The sequence below is a fragment of the Bacillus sp. MN7755 genome, from assembly GCF_054771475.1.
In genome coordinates, this window is sequence record NZ_BTRL01000008.1 from 534,735 (window position 1) to 552,183 (window position 17,449).

19 protein-coding genes are annotated in these 17,449 nt (G+C 36.4%); 17 read left to right on the forward strand and 2 right to left on the reverse strand.

Annotated elements, in window-relative coordinates:
* The first annotated feature begins 23 nt into the window (after positions 1-23).
* From qcrC to ACYVEC_RS09920, 6 genes are all read left to right on the forward strand, one after another.
* Complete coding sequence (qcrC, locus tag ACYVEC_RS09895; protein ID WP_063224153.1) at positions 24-791, forward strand: menaquinol-cytochrome c reductase cytochrome b/c subunit; 768 nt, start codon at positions 24-26, stop codon at positions 789-791.
* Between the two features lie 110 nt (positions 792-901).
* Positions 902-1,492, forward strand: a complete 591-nt coding sequence (gene lhaT / locus ACYVEC_RS09900) for a lipoprotein heptaprenylglyceryl N-acetyltransferase LhaT (protein ID WP_142332727.1) — start codon at positions 902-904, stop codon at positions 1,490-1,492.
* 25 nt (positions 1,493-1,517) lie between these two features.
* The gene (gene lit, locus ACYVEC_RS09905; protein ID WP_063224151.1) at positions 1,518-2,204 is read left to right on the forward strand and encodes a lipoprotein intramolecular transacylase Lit; all 687 of its coding nucleotides are present in this window, start codon (positions 1,518-1,520) and stop codon (positions 2,202-2,204) included.
* 107 nt (positions 2,205-2,311) lie between these two features.
* On the forward strand, positions 2,312-3,100 hold the full coding sequence (gene ypjB, locus ACYVEC_RS09910) for a sporulation protein YpjB (RefSeq protein WP_063224150.1): 789 nt from the start codon (positions 2,312-2,314) through the stop codon (positions 3,098-3,100).
* Between the two features lie 112 nt (positions 3,101-3,212).
* Positions 3,213-3,893: a zinc metallopeptidase gene (locus tag ACYVEC_RS09915; RefSeq protein ID WP_033659816.1), complete on the forward strand. Its 681-nt coding sequence runs from the start codon at positions 3,213-3,215 to the stop codon at positions 3,891-3,893.
* A gap of 100 nt (positions 3,894-3,993) precedes the next feature.
* The gene (locus ACYVEC_RS09920; RefSeq protein ID WP_063224149.1) at positions 3,994-4,635 is read left to right on the forward strand and encodes a uracil-DNA glycosylase; all 642 of its coding nucleotides are present in this window, start codon (positions 3,994-3,996) and stop codon (positions 4,633-4,635) included.
* A 28-nt stretch (positions 4,636-4,663) separates the two neighbouring features.
* On the opposite strand, the gene ACYVEC_RS09925 is transcribed toward ACYVEC_RS09920, so the two are convergent.
* A complete protein-coding gene (locus tag ACYVEC_RS09925) occupies positions 4,664-5,545 on the reverse strand; it encodes a YitT family protein (RefSeq protein WP_063224148.1) in 882 nt (293 codons plus the stop codon).
* 353 nt (positions 5,546-5,898) lie between these two features.
* On the opposite strand from ACYVEC_RS09925, the gene ACYVEC_RS09930 reads away from it, so the two are divergent.
* From ACYVEC_RS09930 to ACYVEC_RS09960, 7 genes are read left to right on the forward strand one after another with little or no spacing between them, the layout of a single operon-like run.
* Entirely contained in the window at positions 5,899-6,240 is a 342-nt protein-coding gene (locus tag ACYVEC_RS09930) for a nucleotide pyrophosphohydrolase (RefSeq protein WP_275719019.1), read from the forward strand.
* Positions 6,240-7,040: a dihydrodipicolinate reductase gene (gene dapB / locus ACYVEC_RS09935; RefSeq protein WP_063224147.1), complete on the forward strand. Its 801-nt coding sequence runs from the start codon at positions 6,240-6,242 to the stop codon at positions 7,038-7,040. Before ACYVEC_RS09930 ends, dapB begins: the two co-directional genes overlap by 1 nt.
* A gap of 14 nt (positions 7,041-7,054) precedes the next feature.
* On the forward strand, positions 7,055-7,450 hold the full coding sequence (mgsA, locus tag ACYVEC_RS09940) for a methylglyoxal synthase (protein WP_000684766.1): 396 nt from the start codon (positions 7,055-7,057) through the stop codon (positions 7,448-7,450).
* An 11-nt stretch (positions 7,451-7,461) separates the two neighbouring features.
* Positions 7,462-8,166: a bacillithiol biosynthesis deacetylase BshB1 gene (gene bshB1 / locus ACYVEC_RS09945; protein WP_063224146.1), complete on the forward strand. Its 705-nt coding sequence runs from the start codon at positions 7,462-7,464 to the stop codon at positions 8,164-8,166.
* The gene (gene bshA, locus ACYVEC_RS09950) at positions 8,163-9,308 is read left to right on the forward strand and encodes an N-acetyl-alpha-D-glucosaminyl L-malate synthase BshA (RefSeq protein ID WP_063224145.1); all 1,146 of its coding nucleotides are present in this window, start codon (positions 8,163-8,165) and stop codon (positions 9,306-9,308) included. The genes bshB1 and bshA overlap by 4 nt, the downstream gene beginning before the upstream one ends.
* Positions 9,295-10,488 carry a CCA tRNA nucleotidyltransferase gene (locus tag ACYVEC_RS09955; protein ID WP_275719017.1) on the forward strand — a complete coding sequence of 398 codons (1,194 nt, stop codon included), beginning with the start codon at positions 9,295-9,297 and terminating at the stop codon, positions 10,486-10,488. The genes bshA and ACYVEC_RS09955 overlap by 14 nt, the downstream gene beginning before the upstream one ends.
* The gene (locus tag ACYVEC_RS09960) at positions 10,473-11,453 is read left to right on the forward strand and encodes a biotin--[acetyl-CoA-carboxylase] ligase (protein ID WP_063224143.1); all 981 of its coding nucleotides are present in this window, start codon (positions 10,473-10,475) and stop codon (positions 11,451-11,453) included. Before ACYVEC_RS09955 ends, ACYVEC_RS09960 begins: the two co-directional genes overlap by 16 nt.
* 103 nt (positions 11,454-11,556) lie before the next feature.
* Here ACYVEC_RS09960 and ACYVEC_RS09965 read toward each other — a convergent pair whose 3' ends face one another.
* Positions 11,557-11,946: a cupredoxin domain-containing protein gene (locus ACYVEC_RS09965; protein ID WP_063224142.1), complete on the reverse strand. Its 390-nt coding sequence runs from the start codon at positions 11,944-11,946 to the stop codon at positions 11,557-11,559.
* Between the two features lie 406 nt (positions 11,947-12,352).
* On the opposite strand from ACYVEC_RS09965, the gene panB reads away from it, so the two are divergent.
* The 4 genes from panB (at position 12,353) to dinG (ending at position 17,366) form a co-directional block, all read left to right on the forward strand.
* A complete protein-coding gene (panB, locus tag ACYVEC_RS09970) occupies positions 12,353-13,189 on the forward strand; it encodes a 3-methyl-2-oxobutanoate hydroxymethyltransferase (protein ID WP_098555644.1) in 837 nt (278 codons plus the stop codon).
* Entirely contained in the window at positions 13,189-14,037 is an 849-nt protein-coding gene (gene panC / locus ACYVEC_RS09975; protein ID WP_063224139.1) for a pantoate--beta-alanine ligase, read from the forward strand. Before panB ends, panC begins: the two co-directional genes overlap by 1 nt.
* A gap of 12 nt (positions 14,038-14,049) precedes the next feature.
* Positions 14,050-14,433 (forward strand): aspartate 1-decarboxylase, encoded by a 384-nt coding sequence (gene panD / locus ACYVEC_RS09980; RefSeq protein ID WP_000490176.1) that lies wholly within the window; start codon positions 14,050-14,052, stop codon positions 14,431-14,433.
* A 128-nt stretch (positions 14,434-14,561) separates the two neighbouring features.
* Entirely contained in the window at positions 14,562-17,366 is a 2,805-nt protein-coding gene (gene dinG, locus ACYVEC_RS09985) for an ATP-dependent DNA helicase DinG (RefSeq protein ID WP_275719016.1), read from the forward strand.
* Positions 17,367-17,449 lie beyond the last annotated feature (83 nt).

Sequence of the window (17,449 nt, forward strand, 5' to 3'; positions counted from 1 at the left end):
GAAAGAACTAAAGGAGGGAGATTATGCATCGCGGCAAAGGGATGAAGTTTGTAGGAGATTCTCGGGTACCAGTAGCTCGGAAACCAAATATTCCAAAAGACTATTCTGAATACCCAGGGAAAACAGAAGCGTTTTGGCCGAACTTCTTGTTAAAAGAATGGATGGTAGGTGCAGTTTTTTTAATCGGTTATTTATGTTTAACAGTGGCGCATCCGTCACCGCTTGAGAGAATGGCGGATCCAACTGATGCTGGATATATACCACTTCCAGATTGGTATTTCTTATTCTTGTATCAGTTATTAAAGTACTCTTATGCTTCTGGTTCATTTACTGTAATTGGAGCGTTTATTATGCCTGGGATTGCGTTTGGTGCATTACTTTTAGCTCCATTTCTTGATCGTGGCCCAGAAAGACGTCCATTGAAGCGTCCAGTAGCAACTGGATTTATGCTTTTATCGATTGCGTCGATTATCTTTTTAACTTGGGAATCTGTAGCGCATCACGATTGGGAAGCTGCAAAAAAACAAGGAGCAATTGTAAAGACAGCACCAGTCGATAAAAATGATGATGGCTATAAATTAATGCAAAAGAACACTTGTTTAACATGTCACGGTGACAATTTGCAGGGCGGGGCAGCAGCACCAGCACTGCAAAACTTAACTTTAAAGCCAGAAGAAATTGCTAAAATTGCGAAAGATGGAAAAGGTTCAATGCCTAAAGGTGTATTTAAAGGCACAGATGAGGAACTGAAGAAGCTTTCGGAATTTGTTGCAAAGTATAATAAAAAATAATAAAAAGCTGACTACAAAATTTGTAGTCAGCTTTTTATTTTGATGAAAGTAAGTTTACTATATAATAGAGTAGAGTTTGATGAAAGAATGAAAGGTGTTGGACATACAGCTTGGTTTACTTGTATGCAATGTTAAGACAACGCTCCGTATTATTATTTTTATTAGCTGTTAACATATTAGGTACAATTTACGGATTTATATGGTATGGAAATCAATTAAAAGAAACTTCCCCTATATTTTGGCCGTTTGTACCTGATAGCCCTATGGCGAGTCTCTTTTTTGTCTTTGTTTTAATTGCTTTTTTAATAAAGAGAAATTGGGGATTAATAGAGGCACTAGCGATTGTTACTTTAATAAAATATGGAATATGGGCTGTTGTTGTAAATGGGGTTATGATCTATGTAAAAGGTCCTATTGGTCTTATCGGGTATATGTTAATGCTTTCGCATTTTGCGATGGCAGTACAAGCAGTGCTATATGCACCGTTTTACCGTATAAAAAAATGGCATTTTGCGGTAGTAGCTATATGGACATTACATAATGATGCAATTGATTATTTATTTTGGCAAATGCCGAGATATGGAATTATGCATTTGTTCGTAGGAGAAATTGGTTATTTTACGTTCTGGCTAAGTATTGCTGTGCTATGTATTACATATTATTATTGCTTACGTGAGAACCGAAAACAGTTTTCTTTATGATAGTTAGGACATTTAGGGGGAGAAAATGAAGAAAAATAAGAGTGGTATAAAAATATTGGATCGATTGATTATGATAGTTGTTTCATATAGCATAGCATTTTCTATATTTGCACTTGCAACAACGGCGGTTGTATACGGAAAATGGCTATATTATTTTGAAATTGATTTTTTAAACATTCCAGATTTAGCGGATATGACGAAAGATGATATTAAAAGAAATTATGATGTGCTTATCACATATTTATCGCCATTTTTTGATGGATCATTGCAGTTGCCAACACTAGATATGTCTACAAATGGCCGTATTCATTTTGTAGATGTGAAAAATATTTTAGTAAAGATTCAATATGTAATGTATGCGACAATTATGATTGCAATGATAGGTGGCATGTATTTATTAAAAAAGAGAAATGAAAAGTTTTTACTGCACGGATCGATTTTAACAATTATCTTTCCGATAGCGCTGATGTTACCGATTGCTATTAATTTTGAAAAGAGTTTTGTGATATTCCACAAGCTTTTATTCAGTAATGATTATTGGATGTTTGATATTGAAACGGATCCAATTATATTAATGTTACCAGAAGAATTCTTTATGCATGCTGCGTGTGCTATTTTATTATTCATTTTATTTGGTAGCATACTTTGTTACAGTTTGTATAGATACTTTGTAAAAAAGAAAAGGATGTCAAATAAAAAATTCTCTGCTTAAAGAGAATTTTTTTGTTTGTAAAACGATAATATATTTTTCGGTCCAGTTCTGTTCTATTCTTGTCCACATTAACATATTTTGTACTAGTAGTTATAGGGGGGAACGTGATGAAGAGAACATTAATTGGACTGATTGCATTTCTAATTATAATGTTTCCGTTACGTATATATGCTGAAGAGTGGAGTGAACTAACAGGGTTGTTAGATGACTCATTACAATTAGTGAAGCGTAATGAAGATGAAAAAGCAGTACAAGTATTACAACATTTCTCGGAGCAGTTTGTAATAAAGGGGAATGAAAAAAAGCAAGAAGTAACGCCAGATCAAGTTAGAGTTATTTCTTTAGCTTACGACAAGGCGAAACAAGCTCTCGCGGAAGAAGATGTAAGTAAACAAGTTAAAATTGATAATGTGTTAGCCTTGCAGCTCGCTATTGATGCGCAAGTATCGAAGTATCAACCACTTTGGATGGAAAGAGAAAGAAAAGTAATGGATGCCTTTTCTCAAATGGAAAAAGCGATGAAAAAAGAAGATACAGGACAGTTTCAACAAACGTTAAACACATTTTTACATGAATTTAATATTATTTATCCAAGCCTAATGATCGCCTTGCCAGAAAACGAAGTGCAGCGTGTAAATGCCCATTTATCTTATTTGGATGAATTTCGTAACGTTATGTTAAAAACGAAAGGCGGGCAAATGCAATTAGGAATCATTAAAGGGGATTTGCAAAAAATATTTCACACAGTAAAAAAAGATGAAATTGCCCCCTCTCTCATTTGGTTTATGACAATTACTGGAGGTCTTATTTTATTCACATTAACTTATGTTGGATGGAGAAAGTATAAAGGAGAGAGAGAAAAGAGAAAAAGTAATGTCCATTCTAAGAATAGATAATGTAATAAACAAAGATGCGGATTGTAAGGTTTATTCATTGACAATGATAGCAGAAGAAAATAGAATGAGAAGTACTATAATTAAAACTTCAATGGAGGTTCAGAGATTCATGATGTTTTATTTAATTTACTTCGCGATCATTTTGATCATACCGTTGTATGCACAGTCAAAAGTACGTAGTGCCTATAGCAAGTATTCACAAGTTTATTCAACATCAGGTATGACAGGAGCAGAAGTGGCTCGGAAAATTTTGGATGAAAATGGATTATACAACGTAGCTGTAGAAGAAACACCAGGTCATTTATCAGACCATTATGATCCAACTGCAAAAACAGTTCGCTTATCAACAGATAACTATTACGGTCATTCAGTTGCCGGTACAGCAGTTGCAGCACACGAAGTAGGACACGCAATTCAAGATGCAAAAGATTATAACTTTATGCGTATTCGTCATTCGTTAGTGCCAGTTGCAAACTTTGGCTCGAATATTTCTTGGATATTTATTATGATTGGTGCCTTTGCATCCATGTCTAACTTATTGTTATTAGGTATTATCTTAATGGCAGCAGGTGTTGTGTTCCAACTTGTTACATTACCAGTTGAGTTTGATGCATCAAAGCGTGCGATGCAACAAATTGAAGCGTTAGGAATTGTATCAACAGATGAATATGGCCAAGCTCGTAAAGTATTAAATGCGGCAGCATTAACATATGTAGCAGCTGCAGCTGTAGCGGTATTTGAATTATTACGTCTCGTATTAATGTACACTGGTATGCAGCGTAGCGACGACTAAAGACTATCAATTTTGATAGTCTTTTTTGTTTTGTGGATTGAATTATATAATGTATTGCAAATAGGAATAATAGAAGTAATGCGGAAAGGCGGTGGGGGAAATGAAATATCCAAGCCATTTAGTAAAACAAGTGAAAGAACAGAGTGCTTCTTATCAGCTAGAAGGTTTTTTAAGTGGCCAAGGTCCTGAAAATCCGAAATTTATGTTGTTAGGAGAAGCGCCTGGTGAAACAGAAATTCATAATGGTATTCCTTTTAGCGGGAGAGCGGGAAAACAATTAATGGGTTTTTTAGAACGGATTGATGTTACAAGGGAAGAAGTATATATTACGAGCGCTGTTCGAAGTAGACCATATAAGTGGCGAGAGAAAAAAGAACGAAATGGTGAAATCATACAGAAAAAGTATAATAGAACGCCAAATCAAGGAGAAATACTTGCTCATGCACCTTTGTTAGATTATGAATTAGAGAAAATAAACCCGAAGCTTATCGTCACGCTTGGAAATATCGGCCTTCAACGTTTAACAGGAAAAAATAAAAAAATTACAGATGTGCATGGACAATTATTAAAACAGCCCATTCAAAAATTAAAGGATATGAAAAGTGCAGAGTTTACATGGTCAGAGAAAGAATATCATATTTTTCCGACTTTTCATCCTGCTTCAATTTTTTATAACCGGAGTTTATTGGAACTTATTTATGAGGATTTAGAGAGTCTTAAAAAATATGTAATAAGAAACTAGAAAAGCTAAAGAGCTTTTCTAGTTGCATTTATTTATGTAACGGATTTTTATTTTCATCTAATGTAAAACCTTCACCAACTACATCATGTACATCACTAACAGCAACAAATGCATGAGGATCTACAGAAGTAATAATATTTTTTAATTTCACGATTTCATTTTTAGCAACAACGCAATACAATACGTTCCGTTCTACTTTTGTATATGAGCCAACAGCTTTTAAAAAGGTTGCTCCACGTTCCATATCAGATAAAATTTTGGCAGCAATTTCATCGTTTTTATCTGATATAATAGTTGCTCCTTTCGCCGCATAGGCTCCTTCTTGCATAAAATCAATGACTTTCGCCCCAATAAAAACAGCAACTAATGTATACATGCCCTCGCGGTATGATAAATAGGTAAGAATAGAGACGATAATGACGATAGCATCAAACATAAACATCGTTTTCCCCATACTCCAGCCAACATATTTATGAGCGAGTCTCGCAATAATATCTACACCGCCAGTAGTCCCGCCATATTTAAATATGATCCCAAGCCCGATACCTATAAATGCCCCGGCGAATAAAGCCGCGAGTGTCATATCATTTTGTAAGTTTAAATGTAAGTTGAGAACTTCGTAACGCTGAAAAATCCATAGAAATAAAGATACGCTAAAGGTGCCGATTAGTGTATATAAAAATGTCGTTCTTCCAAGTAACTTCCAACCAATAATAAATATAGGGATATTTAAAATTAAGTTTGAGTAAGAAGGATCAAACTTAAATAGAAAATACAATAATAGTGTAATACCGGTAAATCCACCTTCTGCAAGGTGATTTTCAATATTGATATTCACAATACCGAAAGAAAAAATAGCGGAACCGATTAAAATAAAAATGATATTTCGAATCTTCAAATTTGATGTCATATAGAAATCCCCCTAATTATGAAAATGGCATTGCTCCGCTGAAACGGTAAAACATAATGATAAGTAATTTCTAGTTGTTAGTAAAAATAGTGAAGGTTGTAAAATCGCAAAAGAAAGTTTCACTTTACCCCGTTCCAACGGCTGGTAGGAGATAAAGCTCTGAAGAAGTACAAGCCAGCCGTAGGAGCCCGATTGGTTCGGGCTGATCTTTTGCGAAAAGCATGCAAAAGAAGTTTCACTTTATTATAGTCTATCCAAAAAAGGGTCACAAATAGGTGTTTGGCGGGGAATAATATTTGTCAAATCGCGATGAATTGGCTAACATGAAAGAGGAAGGATTAGAGGTGAATTGTATGGAAGCGAAAACGATGAAGGATATGCAGAAAGAAGTAGATGCATATATTGGTCAGTTTAAAGAAGGTTATTTCAGTCCACTTGCAATGATGGCTCGTTTAACGGAAGAAATGGGGGAGCTTGCAAGAGAGGTTAATCATTATTTTGGTGAGAAACCGAAGAAAACAACTGAAAAAGAACGTAGTATTGAAGAAGAGCTTGGAGATGTATTATTTGTTATGATTTGTATGGCAAATAGTTTAAATATTGATTTAGAAACAGCACATAACATTGTAATGAATAAATTTAATACACGTGATAAAGATCGCTGGACACGTATTGATGAGGGAGAGAAAGAATAATGAAAGAAATTAAAGTAATTATCGCTGGACCAAGAGGACGTATGGGACATGAAGCAGTCCTTCTTATGGAAAGAACGGAACATTTTAATTTAGTAGCAGTAGTGGATTATAAGCATGGTGGAGAGAAAATCTCTGATTTACCTGGCATGCCAGCGCTGGATGCACCGATTTACGCTGATTTACATACTTGTTTAGATGAAGTAGAAGCAGATGTGTTGTTAGATTTAACAACGCCAGAAGTTGGGAAACAACACGTTACACTTGCAGTTGAGCGTGGACTTCGTTCTGTTATTGGTACAACTGGATTTACAGAAGAAGAACTAAAGCAATTAACAGAGAATGCAAAAGAAAAGGCAGTAGGAACAATTATCGCTCCAAACTTTGCAATTGGTGCAGTTCTTATGATGAAATTCTCACAAATGGCAGCGAAGTACTTCCAAGATGTTGAAGTAATTGAATTGCATCATGATCAAAAATTAGATGCACCATCTGGTACAGCAGTAAAAACAGTAGAATTAATCCGTCAAAATCGTGAATCAAAGCAGCAAGGTCATCCAAACGAAGTAGAGCAACTAGAAGGTGCTCGTGGTGCAAATGTAGATGGTATTCACATTCATAGCGTGCGATTACCAGGACTTATTGCACATCAAGAAGTAATGTTTGGTGGAGACGGACAAATGTTAACAGTTCGCCATGATTCATTCAATCGTGCATCATTTATGTCGGGTGTAAAACTATCAATTGATACAGTAATGAATCTAGATCATCTTGTGTACGGTTTAGAAAATATTATCGACTAAAGGGGAGACAACGGATGAAAATTGCCTTAATCGCACATGACAAAAAGAAAAATGATATGGTTTCGTTTGCGTATGCATATAAACCGATTTTTGAACAGCATGAATTATTTGCAACAGGAACGACAGGACTTCGTATTATGGAGGCAACTGGCTTAGTTGTAACAAGATATCAGTCGGGTCCTCTTGGTGGCGATCAAGAAATCGGTGCCATGATTGCAAAAAACGATATGGACATGGTGATTTTCTTCCGAGATCCACTAACTGCTCAGCCGCATGAGCCAGATGTAAATGCATTACTTCGTTTATGTGATGTATATGCGATTCCACTTGCAACGAATATGGCAAGTGCTGAAATGTTAATGCATGCATTAGAGCGAGGAGATTTAGATTACCGCAAGTTTAGAAAATGAGGGGAACAATTATGAGTGGATTACATATATTAGCGTTTGGTGCCCATGCCGATGATGTTGAAATCGGCATGGCTGGTACCATTGCTAAATATACGAAGCAAGGGTATGAAGTAGGTATTTGTGATTTAACAGAGGCTGATCTTTCTTCTAATGGAACGATAGAGTTGAGAAAAGAAGAAGCAAAGGTCGCTGCTCGTATAATGGGAGTAAAAACGAGACTGAATTTAGCGATGCCAGACCGTGGTTTGTATATGAGAGAAGAATATATACGTGAAATTGTAAAGGTGATCCGTACATATAAACCAAAACTAGTTTTTGCGCCGTATTATGAAGATCGTCATCCAGACCATGCCAATTGTGCAAAGCTTGTGGAAGAGGCTATTTTTTCAGCTGGGATTCGTAAATATATGCCAGAACTTCCACCACATCGTGTGGAGTCTTTTTATAATTATATGATTAATGGTTTTCATAAGCCGAATTTTTGTATAGATATTAGTGAGTACCTTTCTATCAAAGTGGAAGCATTAGAAGCGTATGAAAGTCAGTTTTCAACAGGGAGTGATGGTGTGAAAACGCCATTAACAGAAGGTTATGTTGAAACTGTGGTTGCTCGTGAGAAGATGTTTGGGAAAGAAGTTGGTGCCTTGTATGCCGAAGGGTTTATGAGTAAGAAACCGGTTTTATTACATGCTGATTTAATAGGGGGATGTAAATGAAATTAAAAATAGGTATTACATGTTATCCTTCTGTAGGTGGTTCTGGAGTTGTTGGAACAGAATTAGGAAAGCAATTGGCGGAACGCGGGCATGAAATTCATTTTATTACATCGGGTTTACCATTCCGGTTAAATAAAGTGTATCCAAACATTTATTTTCATGAAGTGACGGTAAATCAATACTCTGTATTTCAATATCCACCGTACGATTTAGCGTTAGCAAGTAAAATGGCAGAGGTTGCACAACGAGAAAACCTTGATATTTTACATGTGCATTACGCAATCCCGCATGCAATTTGTGCTTATTTAGCGAAACAAATGATTGGAGAGCGTATTAAAATTGTTACAACCTTGCATGGAACAGATATTACTGTGTTAGGTTCCGACCCTTCGTTAAATAATTTGATTCGTTTTGGTATTGAGCAGTCTGATGTTGTTACTGCTGTCTCGCATTCATTAATTAACGAAACGCATGAGCTTGTAAAACCAAATAAAGAAATTCAAACTGTATATAACTTTATAGACGAACGTGTATATTTCAAGCGTGATATGTCTCAATTAAAGAAAGAATACGGTATTAGTGAGAGTGAAAAGATAATTATTCACATTTCAAATTTCCGGAAGGTGAAACGTGTACAGGATGTTGTTCATGCATTCGCTAAAATTGTTCAAGAAGTAGATGCGAAGTTGCTTCTTGTTGGGGATGGACCAGAGTTTTGTACGATTTTACAGTTAGTGAAAAATTTACATATTGAAGATCGCGTCTTATTCCTAGGAAAGCAAGATAATGTTGCAGAACTACTTGCGATGAGTGATTTAATGTTGCTTCTATCGGAGAAGGAAAGTTTTGGTCTTGTTTTATTAGAAGCGATGGCATGTGGTGTACCTTGTATTGGAACAAGGGTTGGAGGTATTCCAGAAGTCATTCAACATGGTGAAACAGGGTATTTATGTGAATTTGGCGATGCAACGGGAGTGGCCAATCAAGCCATTCAGCTATTAAAGAATGAGGAACTTCACCGTAATATGGGAGAACGAGCAAGAGAAAGTGTTTACGAGCAGTTCCGCTCGGAAAAAATCGTCTCACAATATGAAACGATTTACTATGATGTGCTAAGGGATGACAAAAATGGAAAGATTTAAAAAAGCTAATTCTATTATTGAGACATTAAAGCAACAAGGACATGAGGCTTACTTTGTTGGTGGGAGTGTAAGAGATCTCATTATCGATAGGCCAATTGGAGATATTGATATTGCGACATCTGCTTTACCAGAAGAAGTGATGGCTATATTTCCAAGACATGTGCCTGTTGGTCTTGAGCATGGAACTGTAATTGTTGTAGAAAATGGTGAGCCTTATGAGGTAACCACTTTTCGAACAGAAAGCGAATATGAAGATTTTCGAAGACCTAGTAGTGTTCAATTTGTTCGTTCATTAGAAGAGGATTTAAAACGTCGTGATTTTACAATGAATGCAATTGCTATGACAGAAGAAGGCGAAATGGTGGACTTATTTGCCGGACAGGAAGCGATTCAAAAGAGAGAAATTGTGACAGTTGGAGATGCTGCTGATCGTTTTCAAGAAGATGCCTTACGAATGATGCGTGGTATTCGGTTTGTAAGTACGTTAGGATTTTCTTTAGAAACAAAAACGAAGCAAGCAATTGAAACATATGGACATTTACTAGAACATATAGCGATTGAACGAATTACAGTGGAGTTTGAGAAACTGTTAACGGGTACATATTGCGTGAAGGGCTTACAGGAATTAGTAGAAACGAAGCTATTTTCTCATCTACCATATTTACAAATGTCAGAGGAGAGACTGTTAAAAGCTACGCAGTATGAATGGGATTCTTTTGAGACGGATATCGAGGCATGGGCATTTTTCTTATATTGTATCGGAGAAGAGCATCCATCGGTATTTTTACGTCAATGGAAGTTTTCGAATAAAAAAATAAAAGATATTGTTGCAGTTTTATTGGCAATCCGTACGAGAAAAGAGAAGGAGTGGGATACGGTCCTTCTCTATAAAACGGGAATTCATATCGCTGAAATGGCTGAAAGAGTATATGAAGCGATGATTGAAAGTTATGACTGTACATCTGTTAAACGAGTACAAACATTGTTGCAATCATTGCCAATAAAGAGTCGTCAAGAAATGAATGTGACTGGGAATGATTTATTAAGCTGGGCAAATAAAAAGCCTGGTCCGTGGGTTGCTGAAATGATTCAAAAGATTGAAGAAGCAATCGTACAAGGAAACGTAGTTAATGAGAAAGAGTGTATAAGGGAGTGGCTGCAAGAATGCAATCTACTATAAGAAAGCAGTTATTGCAAGTTTTTTCTGAAGCGGATGGCGAGTTTGTATCTGGCCAAACGATTAGTGATAAACTTGGTTGCTCGAGAACCGCTGTGTGGAAACATATGGAGGACCTTCGTAATGAGGGCTACGAACTTGAAGCTGTACGTCGATTAGGCTATCGAATTGCGAGTAAGCCGGACAAAGTGACTGCGAATGAAATTCAGTTAGGATTACAAACGAAACATATTGGTAGAACAGTGTATTTTGAAGAGTCTGTTGAATCTACGCAGCATATTGCAGCAAAACTTGCTTATGAAGGTGTAGAAGAAGGAACAATTGTTGTGGCAGAAGAACAAACAGCGGGTAGAGGTCGTTTAAGTAGAAAATGGCATTCACCAAAAGGGACAGGAATTTGGATGAGTATTATTTTACGTCCGTCAATCCCGGTTCATCATGCACCACAACTTACTTTGTTAGCGGCTGTTAGCGTTGCGCAAGCAATTGAAAAATGTACGGGTGTAAACGTAGGAATAAAATGGCCAAATGATATTTTAATTCAAGGGAAAAAGGCTGTAGGTATATTAACAGAAATGCAGGCGGATCCTGATAAAATCAATGCTGTCATTATGGGAATTGGTATTAATGCGAATCAAAAACAAGAACATTTTGATGAGGAAATTCAGCATATTGCTACTTCTTTGGCGATTGAAGCAGGTAAGCCAATTGTTCGTGCAGAGCTTATGCAACAAATCTTTTTACAACTAGAAAAATTATATGAAGAGTATTTACAAAATGGTTTCTCTGTCATTAAAATCCTTTGGGAAAGCTACGCTGTGAGCATAGGGAAAGAAATTACCGCTCGAACGATGCGACAGTCGATTACAGGGCTAGCAAAAGGAATTACAGAAGAGGGTGTATTACTTCTAGAGGACCATGAAGGAAAAGTACATCACATTCATTCTGCGGATATCGAAATTAAGTAAAAGAAGTTCCTCTTTTGGAACTTCTTTTTTTATTACAATATTTTTGAGCTGAGTTTGTAATACAATAATCAATTTTTGAATATCGTCTGGTTGCCTATACTTGTTATTTGACGATTACTTTGCCCTCCATTCCTTTCAGGAGATGGTACCGACATATTAATTCATATGTACCAGTACTTTTAGGTTTCACTGTAATGCTTTTTTCTTTTCCCGACTCGACTACGACATCAATATCGAGTTTTTTTACTGTAAAGGTATGTTCATTCTTACCTTTGTTTTTTAATAACAATGTTGTTGACTCTTTAATTGGAATCGTGATGACGTTTGGACGAAAGTAATCATCGTTTAGTTCGACCTCAATTACTTTCGTTGAATCGATAGGTTGTGTTACGGTGTTAACTGAGGCATATGCATGGAAGGAGCTAAAAGTTATCATCCCTACACTCATCACAAGCAAACCGATGAATCGAAATAACCATTTGTTTATAGACATTCGCAATTCTCCTTTTGTAAGTATGTTTCCTCAATTAACCTGCATCATTATTTTAAGAGTTATACTATGCATGTAAAAAGTTGTTTATCTTTCTGTGGTTGATTTATGTTTAAAATTTCACATACCGTAATGAGGATAAAAATTATTTTTTCAAAAAAATGTAGTAATTTCTTTTCGGAGTTTGCTATAATTAGTTCGAATGTGGGCAGTATCAGAGCGAACTGCACCATGATTCGAAGCAATACGAAAAATAATAACTTGGATTCTGCCTTGATCCAATAACGGACTGGGACAGAGGGATGAATAATGCCGACTAACACACAACCCTTCTGCCCTTTTATGGCCAGAGGGGTTTTTTATATGATTTCGGCCATCTCCTCTCTCCTGCATAAAGGAGGAGTAGTTTTTGAAAACAAAAACAGATTTTTTGAAAATGAAAGAGCAAGGTGAGCCGATTACAATGCTAACGGCGTATGATTATCCATCTGCAAAATTAGCAGAAGAAGCTGAAGTTGATATGATTCTAGTTGGAGATTCTCTCGGGATGGTTGTACTTGGCTACGATTCAACAGTACCTGTAACAGTAGAGGATATGATTCATCATACGAAAGCTGTACGCCGCGGAGCAAAAGAGACGTTTATTGTAACTGATATGCCATTTATGTCGTATCATGTGTCGTTACAAGATACGATGGTGAATGCACGCCGCATCGTTCAAGAGAGTGGTGCCCATGCACTGAAGGTAGAAGGTGCGGGAGAAGTGATATCGACTATTCACTATTTGACGAATGCGGGAATTCCTGTCGTGGCGCACTTAGGTTTAACTCCTCAATCTGTAGGAGTGCTAGGTGGATATAAAGTACAAGGAAAAGACGCTGAAAGTGCAAAAAAATTAATAGAAGATGCGAAGAAATGTGAGGAAGCTGGTGCAATTGCACTCGTGTTAGAGTGTGTACCAATGCAGTTAGCAGAACTTATTTCAGAGCAATTAACAATTCCAACAATCGGGATTGGGGCAGGACAAAAAGTAGATGGGCAAGTGCTTGTTTATCATGATCTTATCTCATACGGCGTAAATCGTGTTCCTAAATTTGTGAAGCAATATACGTCTGTTCAAGAGGAGATCGTGCGCGGAATTTCACAATACGTTGCTGAAGTAAAGACAGGACAATTTCCAGAAGAAAAACATTCGTTCACAATGAAAGAGGAAGAATGCTTAGCGTTATACGGAGGAAACCAATAATGAAAATCGTAACGACAGTGCAAGAGATGCAGCAAATTACAAACGAATTGCGTACAAGTGGAAAAAGTATTGGTTTTGTTCCAACGATGGGTTATTTACATGAAGGGCATGCGACTTTATTACGTAAGGCAAGAGAAGAAAATGAAATTGTAGTTTTAAGCGTGTTTGTCAATCCGCTACAGTTTGGGCCGAATGAAGATTTAGATCGATACCCTCGTGATATTGATAGAGATGAGAATGTAGCAAAAGAAAACGGTGTAGATTATTTATTTTATCCGAGCGTAGAAGAAATGTATCCAGTAGAACAAACGACAACGGTAGAAGTTGTGAAGCGTACCGATGTATTATGCGGTAAACAAAGACCTGGTCATTTCGCTGGTGTTGCGACTGTATTAATGAAACTATTTAATATTACATTGCCAACGCGTGCTTATTTCGGTATGAAAGATGCACAGCAAGTTGCTGTCATTGAAGGATTTGTCGCTGATTTTAATATTCCGGTTACCATCGTACCAGTTGATATTGTAAGGGAAGAAGATGGATTAGCGAAAAGTTCTCGTAACGTGTATTTATCACAAAAAGAGCGTGAAGAGGCTCCTCATTTATACCGCAGCCTATGTATAGCGAAAGAAAGAATTGAGGCAGGCGAACGTAATTCAGAAATCATTACAACTCTTGTGAAAGAGTATATTGCGACGTATACGAAAGGCACCGTAGATTATGCTGATTTATATGCCTATCCTTCATTACAAGTAATGGATAAAATTGAAGGACGAATTATTTTAGCAATTGCAGTCAAATTTGATAATGTACGATTAATTGACAATATAACATTAAAGGTGAACTAAGGGGGAGCATCTATGTTTCGCACAATGATGAGAGCGAAGTTACATCGCGCAACAGTAACAGAAGCAAATTTAAATTATGTAGGTAGTATTACAATTGATGAAGATTTAATGGATGCAGTAAATATTGTAGAAAATGAAAAAGTACAAATTGTAAATAACAATAATGGTGCTCGCTTAGAGACATATGTTATTAAAGGAGAACGCGGTAGCGGTGTTGTTTGTTTAAATGGTGCAGCTGCAAGGCTGGTACAGCCAGGGGATAAAGTTATTATTATTTGCTACGGTTTAGTGGCAGAAGAAAATATTCATAAACAAGAGCCGAAAATTGCAGTATTAGACGATGATAATCAAATTATTGAAATGTTAGGTGCTGAAAAAGCGGGTACGATATTATAAGTAGGAAGGCTATCTCTATTACAGAGATAGCTTTTTTGTGCATCTTTTCATTAAGATGAGATAAAACGTGGTATAGTAACATTATATAATTTTGTGTTTGATAGGTAAGAAATTGAGGTGTTACATATATGAGTAAGCGTTATGTCGTTGTGGATTTAGAGACGACAGGGAACTCCTGGAAGGATGGGAAGGATAAAATTACCCAAATTGCAGCTGTTGTAGTGGAAGATGGAGAGATATTGGAGATTTTTTCATCTTTTATTAATCCGAAGAGAGAGATTCCACCATTTATTACAGAACTAACAGGGATTGATGAGGGTATGGTTAAGCAAGCCCCGTTATTTCAAGATGTAGCCCCGATGGTTGTTGAGCTATTACAAGGTGCAGCTTTCGTTGCACATAACGTTCACTTTGATTGGAATTTTTTAACGGAAGAATTAAGGCGGGCTGGATATACAGAAGTACATTGTCCAAAAGTTGATACAGTTGAGTTGGCACAAATTCTATTGCCGACGGCTGATAGTTATAAATTACGTGATTTAGCTAAACAACATGAACTAGAGCACGATCAACCGCATCGTGCGGATAGTGATGCTCTTGCTACAGCGGAATTGTTTTTACAATTTTTAAATGAAATTGAAAAGTTACCACTTGTCACCTTGCAATCGCTTTATGAATTGAGCGATGTTTTTCAAAGTGATATTGCGGATGTACTTTCTGAAAATATTTTAAAGAAAATGATGCATGGTAAAAAAGCGGCAGAGGGGTATGAAGTGTATCGAAATATTGCGCTTCGAAAACGGAATTATTCTTTAAATCTCAGTGAAACATGTTCATCTAAATTTGATGCTTTTTTGCATAAGACAATCGATAAACTTGCATTGAATATGCCAAAGTTTGAAAAAAGAGAAAGCCAACAAATTATGATGAAGGAAATATATACAGCACTAAGAGATTCTAGGTTTTCCCTAATTGAAGCAGGAACAGGAACAGGGAAGACTCTTGCATATTTACTTCCAAGTATTTATTTTGCAAAGAAAAAAGAAGAACCTGTCATCATAAGTACCCAAACTGTACAACTGCAACAGCAAATACTAGAAAAAGAAATTCCATTATTACAGAAAATAATGCCATTTTCATTTGAAGTAGCTCTTTTGAAGGGAAGAAAGCATTATCTTTGCCTACATAAATTTGAATATGCTTTGCAAGAGGAAGAGAAAAATTATGATATGGCGCTCACAAAGGCAAAAATTTTAGTGTGGTTATTACAAACGGAAACTGGCGATCGGGATGAATTAAATATTCCTGAGGGCGGAAAGTTACTTTGGAACCGTATTTGTAGTGATGTACATAGTCCGGGCGGGATGCAAAGTAACTGGTTTAGTCGTTGTTTTTATCAACGAGCAAAGAATAAAGCGTTATTTGCAGATATCGTTATTACAAATCATGCGTTATTATTTCAAGATTTTTCAAGTGAAGAACCATTGTTTGCTTCATGTGAACATATTATTTTTGATGAGGCTCATCATATCGAGGAAGCGGCGAGTAGAACATTAGGTGAACAGTTCTCCTGTATGTATTTCCAACTAGTTTTATCTCGTCTTGGTACGCTAGAAACAGATGATATACTTTCTAAGGTATATAAAATGATGAAAAAATCAGAACAAGCCTCTCGTTCGACTTTCCGGATGGTGAGTCATAGTTTGAAGGAATTGAAATTTGATGCGGATGAGCTATTCCAAATGTTACGTGCGTTCATCTTTAAACAAACAAAGCAGGAACAAGGGATAAGCAATATGCCACTCATTTATCGATATAACACAGAAGTAGAGAAAGGTAAGTTATGGGATAGCATTACCGAGTTAACAAATCGTTTTGTATATGATATAAGAAAATTATTGACTACACTTGAGAAGCAAGTTGATATATTGCAAAGTAAAATAGAATGGGAAATGCATGTTGTTACTGGTGAATTTATGCATTTAATTGAGTTGTTGAGAAAGATGGCACAAGCTTTACAATTACTCATTTTAGAAAAAAATTCATATGTGACATGGATGGAGACTGAAACGAAGGGAACTATTCATTCAACTGTTTTATATGGGCAACCTGTTCATATTGGTGAAAGGTTTGCTGATGAATTTTTAACACAGAAAAAGAGTGTTATTTTCACATCAGCAACGTTAACAGTAAACGATTCATTTGCCTATATAAAAGAAGAGCTAGGTTTACATGATTTTGCTCCTAATACATTACAGGTTCCGTCACCATTCCGTTTTGAAGAACAGATGAAATTAATGGTTTCAACTGATGTGCCTTTTATTAAGAAAGCAAGTAATGAAGAATATATTGAATCTGTGTCAGCACATATTGCAAAAATAGCGAAAGCTACAAAAGGTAGAATGCTCGTTTTATTCACCTCGTATGAGATGTTGAAAGAAGCGTATACGAATTTGAAAAATGACGAGGAGTTAGAAGGGTATTTATTATTAACGCAAAGTGTGAATAATAAGAGCCGAAGTCGTCTCATTCGTAAGTTTCAAGAGTTCGACAAATCAATTTTGTTAGGAACAAGTAGTTTTTGGGAAGGGATCGATATACCTGGAGATGCCCTTAGTTGTCTTGTAATTGTCCGGCTTCCCTTTACGCCTCCTCATCAACCGATGATAGAAGCAAAAGGAGAATGGTTAAAAAATCAAGGAGAGGACGTATTCGCTAAGTTAGCACTCCCGCAAGCGATACTGCGTTTCAAACAAGGGTTTGGTCGTCTCATTAGAACGAGTACAGATACTGGAACAGTATTTGTATTAGATCGTCGTTTGACAAGCTCTTCCTATGGGAAACATTTTTTGCAATCAATTCCAACTGTCCCGCTCTATGAAGGCTCTTTAGAAGAATTGTTAGAACAATTAAAGGAACGGCCAACTGAATAAAATTGGAAGAAAAATACGCCTGAAGTACATTTAATCTTCAGGCGTAAAAAATGTGGGTAGGAGGAATTTTATTTTTCTTACTT